The sequence below is a fragment of the Nocardia sp. PE-7 genome (genome assembly GCF_030486425.1).
GTDB classification, from domain to species: Bacteria; Actinomycetota; Actinomycetes; order Mycobacteriales; family Mycobacteriaceae; genus Nocardia; species Nocardia salmonicida_A.
The window spans coordinates 4,108,442-4,122,548 of record NZ_CP129614.1; the positions used below are offsets into that span (position 1 = coordinate 4,108,442).

The window sequence follows — 14,107 nt, forward strand, 5'->3', positions numbered from 1 at the left end:
AGTTGTCACCCGCGTCCAAGGGCGCCACACAGGAGGGCTCCTCTACGGAGCCGGGTGACAAACCCGGCGTCCTCCTTTCCGCAGCGTCCGTTCGATCTCCCGGTTTCCCTGTCGCACCCCTCGGGTGGTGCTGAGGATGTCCATCGTTCTGACCGTGCTCAGCCTGCTCGGCTTCGTCGCCCTCACCCTCGGAACGGCCCTGTTCGTCGCCGCCGAGTTCTCCCTCACCGCACTCGAACGCAGCACCGTCGAAGCGGCCGCCCGCGAAGGTGACACCCAGTCACGGCTGGTGAAACAGGCTCATCAAACCCTGTCCTTCCAGCTCTCCGGCGCCCAGCTCGGCATCACCATCACCACCCTGATCACCGGCTACATCGCCGAACCCGTACTGGCCCGACTGCTCGACCCGCTGCTGGACGGCATCGGATTGAGCGAAAGCGCTGCGCGCGGTGTCTCGTTGGCGCTGGCCCTGATCATCGCGACTTCGCTGTCGATGATCTACGGCGAATTGGTGCCGAAGAACATCGCGATCGCCGAGCCGATGATGGTGGCCCGATTCACGTCGGGTCCGATGATCGGGTTCTCCGCCCTGTTCAAATGGCTCATCCGCTTTCTCAACGGCGCCGCCAACTGGGTGGTTCGCAGGCTGGGCATCGAACCCGCCGAGGAACTGCGCTCGGCCCGCTCGCCCCAGGAGCTCGGCTCGCTGGTGCGCACCTCCGCCATGCGTGGCGCGATGGATCAGCGCACCGCGCAGGTGATGGACCGGTCGCTGGAATTCGGTGAGCGCAGCGCCGAGGATCTGATGACGCCACGGGTGAAGGTCGAATCGCTGGACCGCGACGACACCATCGCCGATCTCATCGCCGCCGCCGCGCGCACCGGTTACTCCCGGTTCCCGGTGGTCGACGGCGACCTCGACAACACCCTCGGCGTGGTGCACGTCAAGCAGGCGTTCACCCATCCGGGCGAGCTGCGCAAGCAGATCCCGCTCAGCAAGCTGGCGGTCGCGGTGCCGATCGTGCCCGCCAGTTTGGACGGTGACGAAGTCCTGGAGCGGGTCCGCGCCGACGGCATGCAGGTGGCGCTGGTCGTCGACGAATACGGCGGCACCGCGGGCATGGTGACCATGGAGGACCTGATCGAGGAGATCCTCGGCGACGTGCGCGACGAGCACGACGAGGAGGAGCGCGATGTGCGCCGGGTCTCCGACGGCTGGGACTGCTCGGGTCTGCTGCGCATCGACGAAGTGTCGCGCGCGACCGGCTACGACGCCCCCGAGGGCGAATACGAAACCCTCGGCGGGCTGGTTCTGGCCCAGCTCGGCCGCATCCCGGTGACCGGCGACGAAGTGGTGTTGCCCGAATCCCGCGGTTCCGGCGGCGGCTGGATCGCCCGCGTGGAACGCATGGACGGACGACGCATCGACCGCATCCGGCTGATCCCGGTCGACGCGGCCAACCTCTCGGCACGGGAGCAATCTCATGGGTGACCTGTTCGGAATCTTGCTCACCGTCGTACTGCTGGCAAGCAACGCCTTCTTCGTCGCCGCGGAGTTCGCGCTCATCTCGGCACGCCGCGACCGACTCGAAGCCCTTGTCGCACAGGGGAAGAAGAAAGCCCAAACGGTGATCGAAGCGGGCGAGAACCTGTCGATCATGCTGGCCGCGGCCCAACTCGGCATCACCATCTGCTCGATCCTGCTCGGCCGAGTGGGCGAACCCGCGATCGCGCACCTGATCGAGCGTCCGTTCGAATTGCTCGGTCTGCCGGAGCAATTGCTGCATCCGGTGGGCTTCACGCTGGCGCTGACCATCGTGGTGATCCTGCACATCCTGCTCGGCGAGATGGTGCCGAAGAACATCGCCCTCGCGGGCCCGGAACGGTCGGCGCTGCTGCTGGTGCCCATCCACCTGGTGTGGTTGCGGATCGCCCGACCGCTGATCGCGCTGTACAACCTCGCCGCGAACATGACGCTGCGGATGCTGCGGATCGAGCCCAAGGACGAGCTCGACGCCACGGTCTCGACGCTGGAACTGGCCGAGATGATCGGCGAATCCCGCTCCGAGGGACTGCTCGACGAGGAAGAACACCGCAGGCTCACCCAGGCCCTCGGCACCTCCGAGCAGGTCGTCGGCGATGTGATGGTCCCGTTGGCCCAAGCCAGATCGGTACCCCTGATCGGCAACGGAACCACCCTCGGCGAGGTCGAGGCGGCGGTCTCCGAAACGGGTTTCTCCCGCTATCCGGTCGCGGCCTCCGACGGCTCCCTGGTGGGCTACCTGCACATCAAGGACGTCCTCGACGAGGTCGCCGACGACAATGCGGGCCCGGACACCGTCATCCCCCGCACCGACATCCGCCCGCTGCCCACCGTGAGCACCGGAACTCCGCTGTACGAGGCACTGGCCCGGTTGCGCCGCACCAGCAGCCATCTGGGGCGGGTGGTCGACAGTCGCGGCAACACCGTCGGCGTGGTCGCGTTGGAGGACCTGATCGAAGAGTTCGTCGGCACCGTCCGCGACGGCACCCACCGCCTCGCGGAATAGGGCCCGCGCCAACCGATCTCGCGGTCGACACCGCCAGGCGACAAGTCCACATACAGGCACACCGGGACACGGCTCGACCAACTGGTCGGGCCGTGTCCCGGTGCCGTCAGTCGGCCACCGCCCGCGGTCGATGCTTGACTATTGGTAACCAATCGGTTACCAATTAAGAGGTGGACGTCTTCGAGGCTTTGGCCGACCCGGTGCGCCGAGACCTACTCGAGCGCCTCGCGGGCGCACCGGCCCGGGTTGTCGATCTCGCCTCGGAATACCCCATCAGCAGGCCGGCGATCAGCAAGCATCTGCGAATCCTCGCCGATGCGGGCCTCGTCCACGCCGAACAGCACGGTCGCGAACGCCACTACCGCCTCGCCCCCGCGGGGCTCGCACCGTTGCACCACTATCTGGCGCAGTTGCAGCGGACCAGGCCGCCGATTCCGGAGCACGCCCTCGATGGCCTCGACCTCGAAGTACGCCGGACCACTCGGGAGCGCCGAGGCACGACCAGCACCGACAAGGAGCAGACCGCATGACCACACCCACAGCGACCGGACACCGCCGCGACCTCGCCGACGGCACCTACTGCGAATGGACCCGAACCTTCCGCGCGCCGATCGAGGACGTCTGGGCCGCCGTCACCGAGCCGCGGCGACTCGCGCGCTGGCTCGGTACCTGGACCGGTGACCCGACGACCGGCGAGGTGAAGTTCCAGATGCTCTTCGAGGACGAGATGCCCGCCGAGCGATTTCGGATCGACGAATGCGACGCCCCGCACCGGCTGCGGGTCACCACCTCCATGCCTTACGACGGGGAGAACCCCGAACACTGGCAACTGCGCCTCGACCTCGTCGAGGAAGGCGGCATCACCACGTTGACGTTCGCGCAGAACGTGCCCGACCCCGGCATGGCGGAGAACGTCGGACCGGGTTGGGACTACTACCTCGACCGGCTGGTGGCCGCCGAGTCCGACCGCGACCCGGCCACGGTGAACTTCGAGGACTACTACCCCGCACTGTCCGAGCACTACCGCAAGGAATTCGGACGCGACGACTGAGCGGGGCTCGGCTACGGCTGTTCGGCGGGTAGGGGTTCGAGGGTTCCGAGGCCGTGGATCAGGATGCTCACGGCGACGTCGATCAGATCGTCGAGCGGCAGCGGCGCCTCGGCCAGGGTCCAGTCCACCATCAGCTCGGTCATCCCGCCGGCGAACAGCATCGCCGCGATCGCCAGACGCTCGGTGGCGGGAATGTGGAAGTAGGCTTCGGCGAAACCGGCTATCAGCTGGGCGAATTCGTGCATCACCGCGCGGCGGTGCACCTCGAGCGCGGAGCTGACGCCGACGACCTCGATGAAGATGACGCGGGCGCGACGAGGGTCCGCGGCCACGGTCCGGACGAAGGCCTCGACACTGGCGTGTGCCTGCGGAGCCAGCTCGGGTTCGGCGCTCGCGAGCGCAGCCAGGGTGGCGGTGCGGACCTGTTCGATCTCACCGTCGTAGACCGCGCTCAGCAGTGCCTCGCGATGGGTGAAGGACTCGTAGAAGTACCGTTCGGTCAAACCCGCCCGATCGCAGATCTTCTTCACCGAGGACGCCGGATAGCCGATGGTGCCGAACAGTTCCAGGCCGGCCGCCAGGAGAGCGGCTCGACGCTCAGCGCTTCGACTCGCCTTGTCCCGCCCGCCGTAACGGCGCGACGCGGTCTCGGTCTCGGTCACAATCCTCCCGCATCCGTCTCCCCGACCTCCGGAGCCTCCATCCTATCCAGCCGCCCGATTCTGACATGAACCCTTATCAGAATCGGGCGGGTAGCGAGCACTGCGTCAGGCGGTGGCGCGCGGCGGAATCGTGATCGTCCCGTAGTCGAGTCCGCCGTGGGTGAAGGTCGGCACGACCGGCCACTGACGCTTCCAGTTCGCGCATTCCGACGACGGAACAACTTGCAGCCAGCGCGAATCGCGCGGCGACCGGGACGCCATGGTCTTCTCCTTGACCATGGAATCGTATTGATCCAGCGAGTCCTCGAGGGTATTGGCGTTGAGCACGACTTCTCGGCCGTAGAACGCGGCCTGCTGCCTGACCCCGGGGATCTTGGACAATTCCGGCTGCCAGCTATCGGCCGCCATCCCGTTCTCCGACGACACCCAGACGCCGTCGGGTGTGTTCACACACAGCGAGTGATTTCCGTCGGTGTGCCCGGGCGTCCACAGCAGGCTTACCCCGACACCCAATTCGACGTCACCGTCGAGGACTTGCAGCCGCTCGGCGGGCACGCCGTCCATGCCGCCGTCGACGTACCAGGCCCACTGCATGGGGTGCACCGATTCCAGCGTGCCGAGTTCCTTGCGCTGCACGAGCATCCGCGCGTTCGGAAACAGCGAGGCCCGCGGGCCCGCCTCACCGTCGATCGTCCGGTCGCTGCCCATGATCATGCGGACGTCCTGCACGTGCAGATGGTCGAAGCTGACGTAGTCGACATCCTCGTCGCGCAAACCGAGTCGGGGCAGCACCGCCTCGGGATCGTTGTAGTACTTGACGAACAGCGAGTCCGCGCGCAGAGTGCGCGAGAGTTTCTGCAGCTTCGCGTAGAACGGGGCCTTGCCCGACCCGGCCGCGACGGTGGGCTCCCAGACCAGGGTCCGCAGCGCGCCGTCGAATCCCTCGAATTGGACCACGAACATCCGGTTGATGATCGAGATCATCGGGTTGGGGCCGATCGAATAGCCCTGGAACGCGAACCGCTGCGGATACGGAGCCGCGGCGATGTCGAAGCTCTTGATCGCGCGCACCTGCCCCTGCCGGAGAAACCGCTCGCGGTAGCGGCGTGCGGCCTCGCGCACGGCTTCGAGGCGGTCGCCGCGCGGCCACACGTCGTGGACACCGGCGAACTCCGGAATCGGCCGGATATCGCCGCGAGCATCGATTGTCGTCATCGTGAATTTCCTGACGTGGGAGTGGGGTCGTAGACCCGGTGTTCATAATCGGACCGACTCGACGAATCACGCACGGCAGCAACCTGATCCGGCACCATGGCCAGCAGAATACGGTCTCGCACGAAGGCCGGGAGCACGTTGACCACGCGCAGTAGCGGTCCGAGGTAGCCGGGGACGGTCACCTCGAATCGGGGGCGCTCGATCGCCCGCACGACAGCGTGAGCGACGTCGGCGGGCCGGAGCAGCGCCACTCCGCCGTTGTCGGTGCCCGCCGCCAATTCGGTGTCCACCACGGTCGGCATGATCACCGAGAGGTCGACGCCACTGTCGCGCAATTCGGCGCGCACCCCGGTCAGGTAGCCGAGAATCGCGTGCTTGGTCGCGGCATAGGAAGACTCACCGGGCGGGGCGAGTTTCGACGCGGCCGAGGCCACAGTGACGATGTGCCCGGCGCCGCGAGCGCGCATGGCCGGTGCGGCGAGGGTCAGCCCGTTGATGACGCCGTGCACATTCACGTCGAACTGTCGCCGCCGCACCGCCTCGGGTTCCTGATCGAACGGGCCGACCCACATGACCCCGGCATTGTTGACGAGCACATCGAGCGGACCCCATTCCTGCTCGGCCGCGGCCAGAAACGCCGCGAACGACGCCCGGTCGGCGACGTCGAGGTCGAATCCCCGCACCTGCGCACCCAGTTCGGCGGCGGTGGCGCGGGCCGCCGATCCGTCGATATCGCCGATCGCGACGCGCGCGCCCGCTAGTGCGAGCTGCGCGGCGATCTCCCTTCCGATCCCGCGGGCACCGCCGGTCACCGCGATCACCCGCCCTGTCATCGGCCGTCGCACGTCAGCGATACCTCCGCGTCGTCAAGTTGACATGGTGTCATGTCAGCAACGTACAGGATCGCGGGGCGTTTTGACATGACTTCTTGTCAGTTGCCCTGTTGTCTGCGCATGATGTACGCCATGGATCGATATCTCGACGCGACGCCGTCGCGCGCCAGCCGAATCGTGGCCGCGGTCATGCTGCTGACAGTGCGCCGACTGGGGTCGTTGCTTCCCGCCACCCGGACAGGCACCCGCGTCGGACGATCGGCGATGCACGGGCTGCGCCTGGTCATGCCGTCGTGGACGGTGGCCCGCTTTCCCGTGCACGACCAGGCAGACACCGATGTCGTGGTGCGCGGCGAGTGGGTGAACGCGCTACCCGAACCGCGGGAGCCGATCGTCTACTACCTGCACGGCAGTGCGTATTTCTCCTGTTCGCCGGGCACCCACCGCGGTCTGATCTCGCGGGTGGGGCGCGCCTGCGGACGCCCCGTGTTCGCCGTGCGATACCGGCTCGCCCCCGAACACCCGTTCCCCGCGGCGCATCAGGACGCGCTGCGGGGCTACCTCTGGCTGCTCGCGCGCGGACATCGACCCGCCGATATCGTCGTCGCGGGAGATTCCGCGGGCGGTCACCTGGCGCTGGCCCTCGTCGGCGAACTCGCCCGGCGCGGACTTCCACAACCGTCGGGGCTGGTGCTGTTCTCGCCGTTGGCCGACCTCACCATGGGACTGGCCGCTACGAAGGAACCGGCCCTGCGCGACCCGTATGCCTCGGCCACCACCGCCCACCGGCTGATCGGCATGTACCTCGCCGGAGCCGACGTCACCGATCCCCGCCTGGACGTCGCGGCCGGGATCGCCCCCGGAATGCCGCCGATGCTCATCCAAGTCGGCGGCCTCGAGGTCTTGCGGGCCGACGCCGAACACGTCGCGGCGAGCGCGCACCGCGTCGGCGTGCACTGCGAACTACAGGTCTGGGCAGGCCAAGTTCACGTCTTCCAGGCGGGTTATCTGGCCGTCCCGGAAGCTGTCGCCGCCTTGGCGCAGGTGAGCGCGTTCGTCACCGCTCTCGATCGTACCGGCGGTTCCCCGCATCGAACGCTCGCGTGACTCCGACGCCGGGCCCCGGCCTCACCCGAGAGTGTTCACCTGCGCGGAAGTGGCTGGGGCACTGTGCATGCCCGCCCGCCGCCCCGAGAAGACGCAGTCCGACAGCGACAATCCGCTGACATAGGAGTTCGAGCAGATGCCGACCGCCGCGCGCCCCGCGGCGAACAGTCCCGGAACGACTCCCCCGGCCTCGAGGCGCACAGCGCCGGTGTCCTCGTCCACCAGCAGACCACCGAGGGTGAGCATGGGCATGGGGTAGGTCAGCCGCGCCTTGAACGAGATGTCGAGCAGGGTGAACGGTCCGGTCCGAATCGGACGACGGATGTCGTCGGGCTTGCCCAACGGATCGGGCTGGTCGTGCTCGATAGCCCGGTTGTGCGCGTCGACGGTTTCACGCAGTGCCGACTGGTCGATCCCGGCGCGCGCGGCCACCTCCTCCACGGTGCTGCCGGAGACGCGCCCGATCCGGAGCAAGCGCTCGGTCTGCATCCGCTGGAACCACACCGACTGTGTGCCGATCTGCCTGCGGGCCTCGGCCTCGAGGTCGGAATCGAGGAGCAACCAGGCGCGATGGCCGGGACTCGCGGCGATGGCCGCGCCCAGCGCGGCGCCGTAGCGGGACTCGTCGATCATGCGCCTGCCGAGGGAATTCACCGCGACAGCGCCGAAGAAGGCACTGGGCGGCGCGATGAAACGCCACGTCGACAGCGCGTCCATCTTGCCGCTCGCCGCGCCGATGTCGAGCGCCATGGTGATGCCGCTGCCGTCGTCGCCCGCGCTGCCCAGCGGCAGTCCTTGCGACCACGGATATTCGGGCGCGTGCCGAGCGACCATCTCGCCGTTGGCGATGAATCCACCCGTGGTGAGCACGACACCGGATCTCGCGTGAATCCTGACCGGCCGCCCATACTTGCGCTCGATCCGGGCCAGCAGCGCTTCTACCGCCCGGCGCAAACCCTGGTGGTACACGCCGGGTTTCGCCGAGATGCGAGCGAGCGCGGCGAATCGGCGCCGCACCGCCGCGGGCGCACCGTCGATCGTGACCGCCTCGACGCCGGTCACCCGACCTTCCTCGACGACGAGCCGGGCCGCCCTGGTGCCGGTCCGGACACGGACGCCGTGCGCGGCCGCCGACTCGGCCAACGGCGCGAACAGCGCTTTGCCCGATACCCCGGGACCGTGGACGCGGTGACCGCGCTGGCGCGGCTTCGCGAGATCCCGGTAGCGGCCCGAGTTCTCGCTGCCCGAGAAGTAGAGGTAGTAGTCATCGGTGGGGTACGACGTCTTGTACGGGCACACCGATGCCTGGAAGGGCACGCCGTGCTCGGTCAGCCAGTCGATCATCGCCGCGGACTGTTCGCAGAATCGGCGCAGTGTCGAGGCGCTCACCGCGTCACCGACCTCGGCCTCCAGATACGCGAGCATGTTGTCGACGTCGTCGTCGATGCCCGCTTCGCGCTGCACCCACGTGCCGCCGCCCGCGTACACGATGCCACCCGACAGCGTCGTGGCGCCGCCACCCAGGTACCGGTCGAGGGCAAGGACCTCGGCGCCGGATTCCCGCGCGGCCAGCGCCGCGACCACTCCCGCACCGCCGTATCCGACGACCACGACATCGGCTGCATCGTCCCAGGCCCGCACTCGTCTCACCTTCCGAGCAGACGCCGACCGCATCGCCGCCGACTATAACGTGTTCCAGAAGACGAACTATAACGTGTTCTAGATCATGGCGCGGCGAGTCGCCGATCCGAACCCGCTACATCAGTCCACGTCCGGTGGTGAGGGGAAGATCGGTGGCGGTCAGCAGGCCGGGGCGCGCTTCGACCACGGCGGCGACGGCGCTGACCAGGCGGGCGGCGGTGCCGACCACACCGGCGAGCGCGTGGTCGCCGTTACTGGAGAGCTGGAGGTCCAGCTGATAGTCCGGTTCGCCCTGGATTTCGACCCGGTAGCAACCCGTTCCGGTCGGCTGCGGCCAATCGGGAGCCAGGTCGGGGTGCAGGCGGGTGACGTGCTCGAGAGTCAGGACCTCGCGATCGGCGCGGATGCCGTGCACCTGGAAGCGCAGCGCCGCGGCGGCGCCCTGCGCGATGGTGCGGTTGCCCAAGGTGAGTTCTTCGGTGGCAGGCAGTCGTTCGAAATGTTGCGTCACGGCGTCGAGTTCGATATCGAGCGCCGCGGCGAGCTGTCGGACGACACTGCCCCAGGCCAGGGTGAGGACGCCGGGTTGCAGCAGCATGGGCAGAGCGTCGAGATCGCTGCCGAAACCCATGATGTCGAAGACGACCTTGGGATTGTCGTAGGTGGAGTAGTCCATGATCTCCGAGCAGATGATGCGGTCGATCCGCTCGGAACCGCTGGAGAGCAGCAGCGGCAGCCAGTCGTTGGCCCACCCGGGATCGATGCCGTTGACCCACAGGGACGCCCCGCCCTCCTCGGCGGCCGCGATGATCGGGGCGATCGCCTCGTCGGGAAGGGTTCCGTACGGGTACTGCAGGAAGACGGGGCTGCTGGAGACCACGTTGATCCCGGCGCGCAGGAACCGTTTCAGGTCCTCGACCGATTCCATCAGCCGGTCGTCGGCCATGGCGGTGTGCACGATGCAGTCGGGTTTCAAGGCCAGCAGGGCATCGGCATCGGTGGTGGCGGTGATGCCGGTGTCGACAGACAGCCCAGCGAGTTCGCCCGCGTCCTTCCCCGCTTTGGCCGAGCTCGACACCCAGACACCGACGAGTTCCAGTTCGGGCCGGGCGATGATGGAACGCAATGCTCGCGCACCGACGTTCCCGGTGCTCCATTGGATGACGCGGTAGGTCATGTCAGATCCTTTGTGTTGGCGTGGATCACAGGTCGGGCAGGCCGAGTTCGAAATTGGGGCTCTCGATGCCGCCGTCGACCTCGAGAATCTTGCCGGTGACGTAGCCGCCCGCGCGTGAACTGAGGTAGACGATGGCCGCCGCGATCTCCCACGGTTCACCCAGTCGACCCAGCGGGGTCGCGGCTTCCATCGTGGCCTTGATCTCGGGTTGCCGCGCGATGACATCGAGCGCGGAGGTGAGGACCGACCCGACCGCGATGGCATTGACGCGAATGCGCGGCGACAGGTCGGTGGCGGCCAGCCGGGTCCAGTGCGCGAGGGCGGCTTTGGCGGTGCCGTAGGCGAGGAAGCCGCGGCCCGCGCTGCGGCCCATCATCGAGGAGATGCTGACCACCGAGGCGTTGTCCGACTCCAGCAGGTACGGCACCGCGGCCTGGGTGAGGGCATGCGCGGTGGACACATTGAAGCGGAAGGCCTCCTCCAGGAACTCCGGGGAGGTGGTCATGAAGGTATTGGGCATGGTGCCGCCGACATTGTTGACCACGATGTCGATGCGGCCGAGTTCGGCGGCGGCGGTGTCGGCGAAGGCTTTCACCGCGGCCAGGTCGGACAGGTCCGCCGACACGGTGACGGCACGCCGGCCCAGGGCACGGATCTTTCCGGCGACCTCGTCGAGTTGCTCGGTGGTGCGGGCGGCGATGGCGACGTCGGCGCCGGCTTCGGCCAGCGCGAGCGCGGTGGCCGCGCCGATACCGCGGCCCGCTCCGGTGACGACGGCAACGCGACCGTCGAGCCGGAAGGCATCCAGGATCATGTCGAAAAGCTCCTCTCCGTAATGGCCGCGTGTGGTCGCGGTCACAGGAAGTTTTAAGAACTATCGCTTAACTGTCAAGTACCAGTTCTCATCAATGCTGGTGAACGACTATTGTGCGGACTGTGGCAGGGACAGCAGCGCGGGAACGCATCATCGTCGCGGCGGAGCGTTTGATCGCGGAGCACGGACGGTCGGTTCCGTTGCGCGATATCGCCGCTGCCGCAGGTCAGCGGAATAATTCAGCGATCCAGTATCACTTCGGATCCCGCGACGGACTGATCGAAGCGGTAGTCGAGTTCCGACTGGCGACCCTGGAGGTGCGGCGGCTGGAAATACTCGCCGAACAAGCGGGGTCGGGTCGCCCGCCAGGGCTGCACGGGCTGCTCGAAGCCCTTGTGGTGCCGATGTTCGAGCTCGGCGAGCGGCACGGGATTCGGCATTACGCGCGATTCCTCGAGCAGATCCACCCGCATCCGGCGGTCTCCGACGCGACCAATCTCGAAAGCGCGGAACGCACTTCGGTACGCGTCATCATGCAGGGCCTCGACCGGGAGCTCACCACCTTGCCACCACGGTTGCGGGTGCGGCGGTTGCGGGCGCTGACCACCATGCTTTTCGCGCTCCTGGCCGATCACGAACGCGCGGCGGAGGTCGGGGATGCGCGGGCGGGCGATGCGCGGGCGTGGGGCGAAATCATCGACATGCTCGCCGGATCGCTCGCCGCTCCCGTCAGTGCGCCCGGTGTGGTGTCGCGCGGAACGAGCGGCGGCGAGACATGGCAGAGGACCTGACCGTGACTCGGGCGCTGGTGATCCCCGCGTCCGAGTTACGGGAGCGGTTCTCGCGGTCGTCGGGTCCGGGCGGCCAGCACGTCAACACCACCGACAGCCGGGTAGAGCTGTCGTTCGACCTCGCCAACTCACCCTCGGTGCCGGAGTGGCTGCGCACCCGGATGCTCGAGCGCCTGGCCACCCGCCTGGTCAACGGGGTCCTCACGATCGCCGCGTCGGAACAACGCGCCCAGCTGCAGAACCGCGCCGCCGCCCGCGAACGCCTGGCCTCGCTACTGCGCGAGGCCGCGGCCGCCCCGCCGCCCGTCCGCCGCGCCACCAAGCCCTCGCGCGGCGCGAAAGAGCGTCGCATCTCCGCGAAGAAGCGGCGCGGGGTCACCAAACGCAACCGCCGCGCCTCCCCCGACGACTGACCGACGACCAGGCGTCGCCGTTACGCCAGCGGCGCGATCAGACCTCCGCCGCGTAACGCCGGATCGTGATCGGGACCGCGACGGCGAACAGCACGGCGATCCATCCGGTCGCCGCCGCGACCGGATGCTGCATCGGCCAGGCGCCACCGGCCGCGTCGGGCAGGTCGGCGCCGAGCAGCTCGCGCAGCGCGGCGACGAGGGCGCTCACCGGATTCCACTCCGCGATCGCCGCCACCACCGGCGGCATGGTCGCGGTGGGGACGAAGACATTCGAGAACATGATGGTGCCGAAGATCAGCGGCGCCGTCTGCTGGAGCATCTGCTCGTCACGGATCGCCGCCCCCAGCGCGATGCCCAGCCACGACAGCGCGCAGCGGAAGGCGAGCAGGAGCGCGATCGCCACCGCCACGTCGCCCAGCGTGGCGTCGACCCGCCAGCCCAGCAGGTATCCGATGCCGGACATCAGCACGAGCGCGACGACGCCGATCACCGTTTCGGCCATGGCGAATCCGGCCGGCGCGGCTGCGGGCGAGAGCGGCAACGCGCGAAGGCGATCGGTGAATCCGCTGTGCAGGTCGGCATTCGCGGTCGACGCCGTCGAGGTCAGGCCCATGGCCGCGACCAGGACCAGCACGCCAGGCACCAGGTAGGCGCGGTAGGCCGTGGCATCGCCGCCGCCGGCGAGCGCGCCACCGAAGACGAAACCGAACAGCAGCATCATGCCCAGTGGCGCGGCCAAGGTGATCGGGAACAGGCCGGGCGAGTTGCGGTAGTTCTGCAGCACGCGCCCGAACAGCACCGCCGCACCGGTGACCACGGACACCGATCGGGTGTCGACGGCACTCATGCCCGCACCTCGTTCCCGCTCGTTTCCGATGCGACGCCGACCCGGTCACCACCGGTGAGCGCGAGGAAGGCATCGTCGAGAGTCGTCGCGCGGGTGCCGATATCGCGCACGGCGATATCGGCGGCGTCGAGTGCGCGCAGCACCGCGAGCAGGCCGGGAGCCTCCCCGGTGAAGGTGAACGACAGCTCCATCGGCGAAAGCCGCTGTGCCGGTGCGGAGTCCGAGGGCGAGCCGCCGAATCCGGCCAGCACCGCGGCGACCTCGTCGTAGCGCAGTGGATCGTCGACGACCAGGTCGAGCCCGGCGGGCACGACCGCCAGGATCTGATCGGGAGTGCCCGCCGCGACGACCCGACCCGCTTCCAGGATCGTGATCGCGTCGGCGAGGCGCTGCGCCTCGTCGAGATACTGGGTGGTGAGTAGCACGGTGGTCCCTTTGTCGACGAAATCGCGGATGTAGCTGTAGATCTCGTTGCGGCTGTGTGGGTCGAGCGCGGTCGTCGGCTCGTCGAGGAACAGCACGGCGGGGCGCACGATCATGCCCGCGACGATGTCGAGCCTGCGCCGCATGCCGCCCGAGTAGGTGCGGACCACACGATCGGCGGCGGCGGCCAGGTCGAACCGGTCGAGCAGATCGCCCGCGTGGCGCCGCGCCTCGGCGGTTCGAAAACCGTTGAGACGAGCCAGCAGCACGAGATTCTGCCGTCCGGTCAGCCGCGGGTCGACGGCGTGGAACTGACCGACCAGTCCGAGCTGGCGCTTGGCGCTGTCGACTTGGCGGACGGTGTCGAACCCGCGGATCGCGGCGCGGCCCGAGGTGGGCCGCGCCAGGGTCGCCAACATACGCACGGTGGTGGTCTTGCCCGAGCCGTTCGGGCCGAGCAAGGCGTGCACCTGACCGGGCGGAACCAGCAGGTCCACCCCGTCGACCACGATGTTCTTGCCATAGGTCCTGGTCAGTGCAGCGGCTTCGATGGCATGCACGGCAATCTCCCTTCATTGAGAACA

15 protein-coding genes are annotated in these 14,107 nt (G+C 68.2%); 7 read left to right on the forward strand and 8 right to left on the reverse strand.

Going from position 1 to position 14,107, the window contains the following annotated elements; genetic code table 11:
• The first annotated feature begins 136 nt into the window (after positions 1–136).
• The 4 genes from QX204_RS19415 (at position 137) to QX204_RS19430 (ending at position 3,600) form a co-directional block, all read left to right on the forward strand.
• Positions 137–1,492, forward strand: coding sequence for a hemolysin family protein (locus QX204_RS19415; RefSeq protein WP_301901237.1), 1,356 nt, complete (start codon positions 137–139; stop codon positions 1,490–1,492).
• Positions 1,485–2,549 carry a hemolysin family protein gene (locus QX204_RS19420; protein WP_301901239.1) on the forward strand — a complete coding sequence of 355 codons (1,065 nt, stop codon included), beginning with the start codon at positions 1,485–1,487 and terminating at the stop codon, positions 2,547–2,549. Before QX204_RS19415 ends, QX204_RS19420 begins: the two co-directional genes overlap by 8 nt.
• A 170-nt stretch (positions 2,550–2,719) precedes the next feature.
• On the forward strand, positions 2,720–3,079 hold the full coding sequence (locus QX204_RS19425) for an ArsR/SmtB family transcription factor (protein WP_301901241.1): 360 nt from the start codon (positions 2,720–2,722) through the stop codon (positions 3,077–3,079).
• Positions 3,076–3,600: an SRPBCC family protein gene (locus QX204_RS19430; RefSeq protein ID WP_301901242.1), complete on the forward strand. Its 525-nt coding sequence runs from the start codon at positions 3,076–3,078 to the stop codon at positions 3,598–3,600. Before QX204_RS19425 ends, QX204_RS19430 begins: the two co-directional genes overlap by 4 nt.
• 11 nt (positions 3,601–3,611) lie before the next feature.
• Here the strand turns inward: QX204_RS19430 and QX204_RS19435 are convergent, their stop codons facing one another.
• The 3 genes from QX204_RS19435 to QX204_RS19445 form a co-directional block, all read right to left on the reverse strand.
• The gene (locus tag QX204_RS19435; RefSeq protein WP_301901243.1) at positions 3,612–4,262 is read right to left on the reverse strand and encodes a TetR/AcrR family transcriptional regulator; all 651 of its coding nucleotides are present in this window, start codon (positions 4,260–4,262) and stop codon (positions 3,612–3,614) included.
• 105 nt (positions 4,263–4,367) lie between these two features.
• Positions 4,368–5,477: an MBL fold metallo-hydrolase gene (locus QX204_RS19440; RefSeq protein WP_301901245.1), complete on the reverse strand. Its 1,110-nt coding sequence runs from the start codon at positions 5,475–5,477 to the stop codon at positions 4,368–4,370.
• The gene (locus QX204_RS19445; RefSeq protein WP_301901247.1) at positions 5,474–6,310 is read right to left on the reverse strand and encodes an SDR family oxidoreductase; all 837 of its coding nucleotides are present in this window, start codon (positions 6,308–6,310) and stop codon (positions 5,474–5,476) included. Before QX204_RS19445 ends, QX204_RS19440 begins: the two co-directional genes overlap by 4 nt.
• Before the next feature lie 132 nt (positions 6,311–6,442).
• Between QX204_RS19445 and QX204_RS19450 the strand changes: the two genes are divergently transcribed.
• Positions 6,443–7,417 (forward strand): alpha/beta hydrolase, encoded by a 975-nt coding sequence (locus tag QX204_RS19450; protein WP_301901248.1) that lies wholly within the window; start codon positions 6,443–6,445, stop codon positions 7,415–7,417.
• Positions 7,418–7,438: 21 nt separating this feature from the next.
• On the opposite strand, the gene QX204_RS19455 is transcribed toward QX204_RS19450, so the two are convergent.
• The 3 genes from QX204_RS19455 to QX204_RS19465 form a co-directional block, all read right to left on the reverse strand.
• Complete coding sequence (locus tag QX204_RS19455) at positions 7,439–9,058, reverse strand: FAD-binding protein (protein ID WP_301901249.1); 1,620 nt, start codon at positions 9,056–9,058, stop codon at positions 7,439–7,441.
• Between the two features lie 115 nt (positions 9,059–9,173).
• Positions 9,174–10,235, reverse strand: a complete 1,062-nt coding sequence (locus QX204_RS19460; protein ID WP_301901251.1) for an NAD(P)H-dependent amine dehydrogenase family protein — start codon at positions 10,233–10,235, stop codon at positions 9,174–9,176.
• 25 nt (positions 10,236–10,260) lie between these two features.
• Complete coding sequence (locus tag QX204_RS19465; protein ID WP_301901252.1) at positions 10,261–11,049, reverse strand: SDR family oxidoreductase; 789 nt, start codon at positions 11,047–11,049, stop codon at positions 10,261–10,263.
• 122 nt (positions 11,050–11,171) lie between these two features.
• Between QX204_RS19465 and QX204_RS19470 the strand changes: the two genes are divergently transcribed.
• Both QX204_RS19470 and arfB read left to right on the forward strand, forming a co-directional pair.
• Positions 11,172–11,840, forward strand: coding sequence for a TetR/AcrR family transcriptional regulator (locus QX204_RS19470; protein ID WP_301901254.1), 669 nt, complete (start codon positions 11,172–11,174; stop codon positions 11,838–11,840).
• Positions 11,825–12,253: an alternative ribosome rescue aminoacyl-tRNA hydrolase ArfB gene (arfB, locus tag QX204_RS19475; protein ID WP_301901256.1), complete on the forward strand. Its 429-nt coding sequence runs from the start codon at positions 11,825–11,827 to the stop codon at positions 12,251–12,253. The genes QX204_RS19470 and arfB overlap by 16 nt, the downstream gene beginning before the upstream one ends.
• A gap of 37 nt (positions 12,254–12,290) precedes the next feature.
• Here the strand turns inward: arfB and QX204_RS19480 are convergent, their stop codons facing one another.
• Together QX204_RS19480 and QX204_RS19485 are read right to left on the reverse strand one after the other, a co-directional pair.
• On the reverse strand, positions 12,291–13,100 hold the full coding sequence (locus QX204_RS19480) for an ABC transporter permease (RefSeq protein ID WP_301901257.1): 810 nt from the start codon (positions 13,098–13,100) through the stop codon (positions 12,291–12,293).
• Positions 13,097–14,083 carry an ATP-binding cassette domain-containing protein gene (locus QX204_RS19485; protein ID WP_301901259.1) on the reverse strand — a complete coding sequence of 329 codons (987 nt, stop codon included), beginning with the start codon at positions 14,081–14,083 and terminating at the stop codon, positions 13,097–13,099. The genes QX204_RS19480 and QX204_RS19485 overlap by 4 nt, the downstream gene beginning before the upstream one ends.
• Positions 14,084–14,107 lie beyond the last annotated feature (24 nt).

Bases quoted from the DNA above. Each gene is read 5' to 3' on its own strand.
- QX204_RS19415 (WP_301901237.1), top strand. From the start codon at position 137: ATGTCCATCGTTCTGACCGTGCTCAGCCTGCTCGGCTTCGTCGCCCTC.
- QX204_RS19420 (WP_301901239.1), top strand. From the start codon at position 1,485: ATGGGTGACCTGTTCGGAATCTTGCTCACCGTCGTACTGCTGGCAAGC.
- QX204_RS19430 (WP_301901242.1), top strand. From the start codon at position 3,076: ATGACCACACCCACAGCGACCGGACACCGCCGCGACCTCGCCGACGGC.
- QX204_RS19440 (WP_301901245.1), bottom strand. From the start codon at position 5,477: ATGACGACAATCGATGCTCGCGGCGATATCCGGCCGATTCCGGAGTTC.
- QX204_RS19445 (WP_301901247.1), bottom strand. From the start codon at position 6,310: ATGACAGGGCGGGTGATCGCGGTGACCGGCGGTGCCCGCGGGATCGGA.
- QX204_RS19450 (WP_301901248.1), top strand. From the start codon at position 6,443: ATGGATCGATATCTCGACGCGACGCCGTCGCGCGCCAGCCGAATCGTG.
- QX204_RS19460 (WP_301901251.1), bottom strand. From the start codon at position 10,235: ATGACCTACCGCGTCATCCAATGGAGCACCGGGAACGTCGGTGCGCGA.
- QX204_RS19465 (WP_301901252.1), bottom strand. From the start codon at position 11,049: ATGATCCTGGATGCCTTCCGGCTCGACGGTCGCGTTGCCGTCGTCACC.
- arfB (WP_301901256.1), top strand. From the start codon at position 11,825: ATGGCAGAGGACCTGACCGTGACTCGGGCGCTGGTGATCCCCGCGTCC.
- QX204_RS19480 (WP_301901257.1), bottom strand. From the start codon at position 13,100: ATGAGTGCCGTCGACACCCGATCGGTGTCCGTGGTCACCGGTGCGGCG.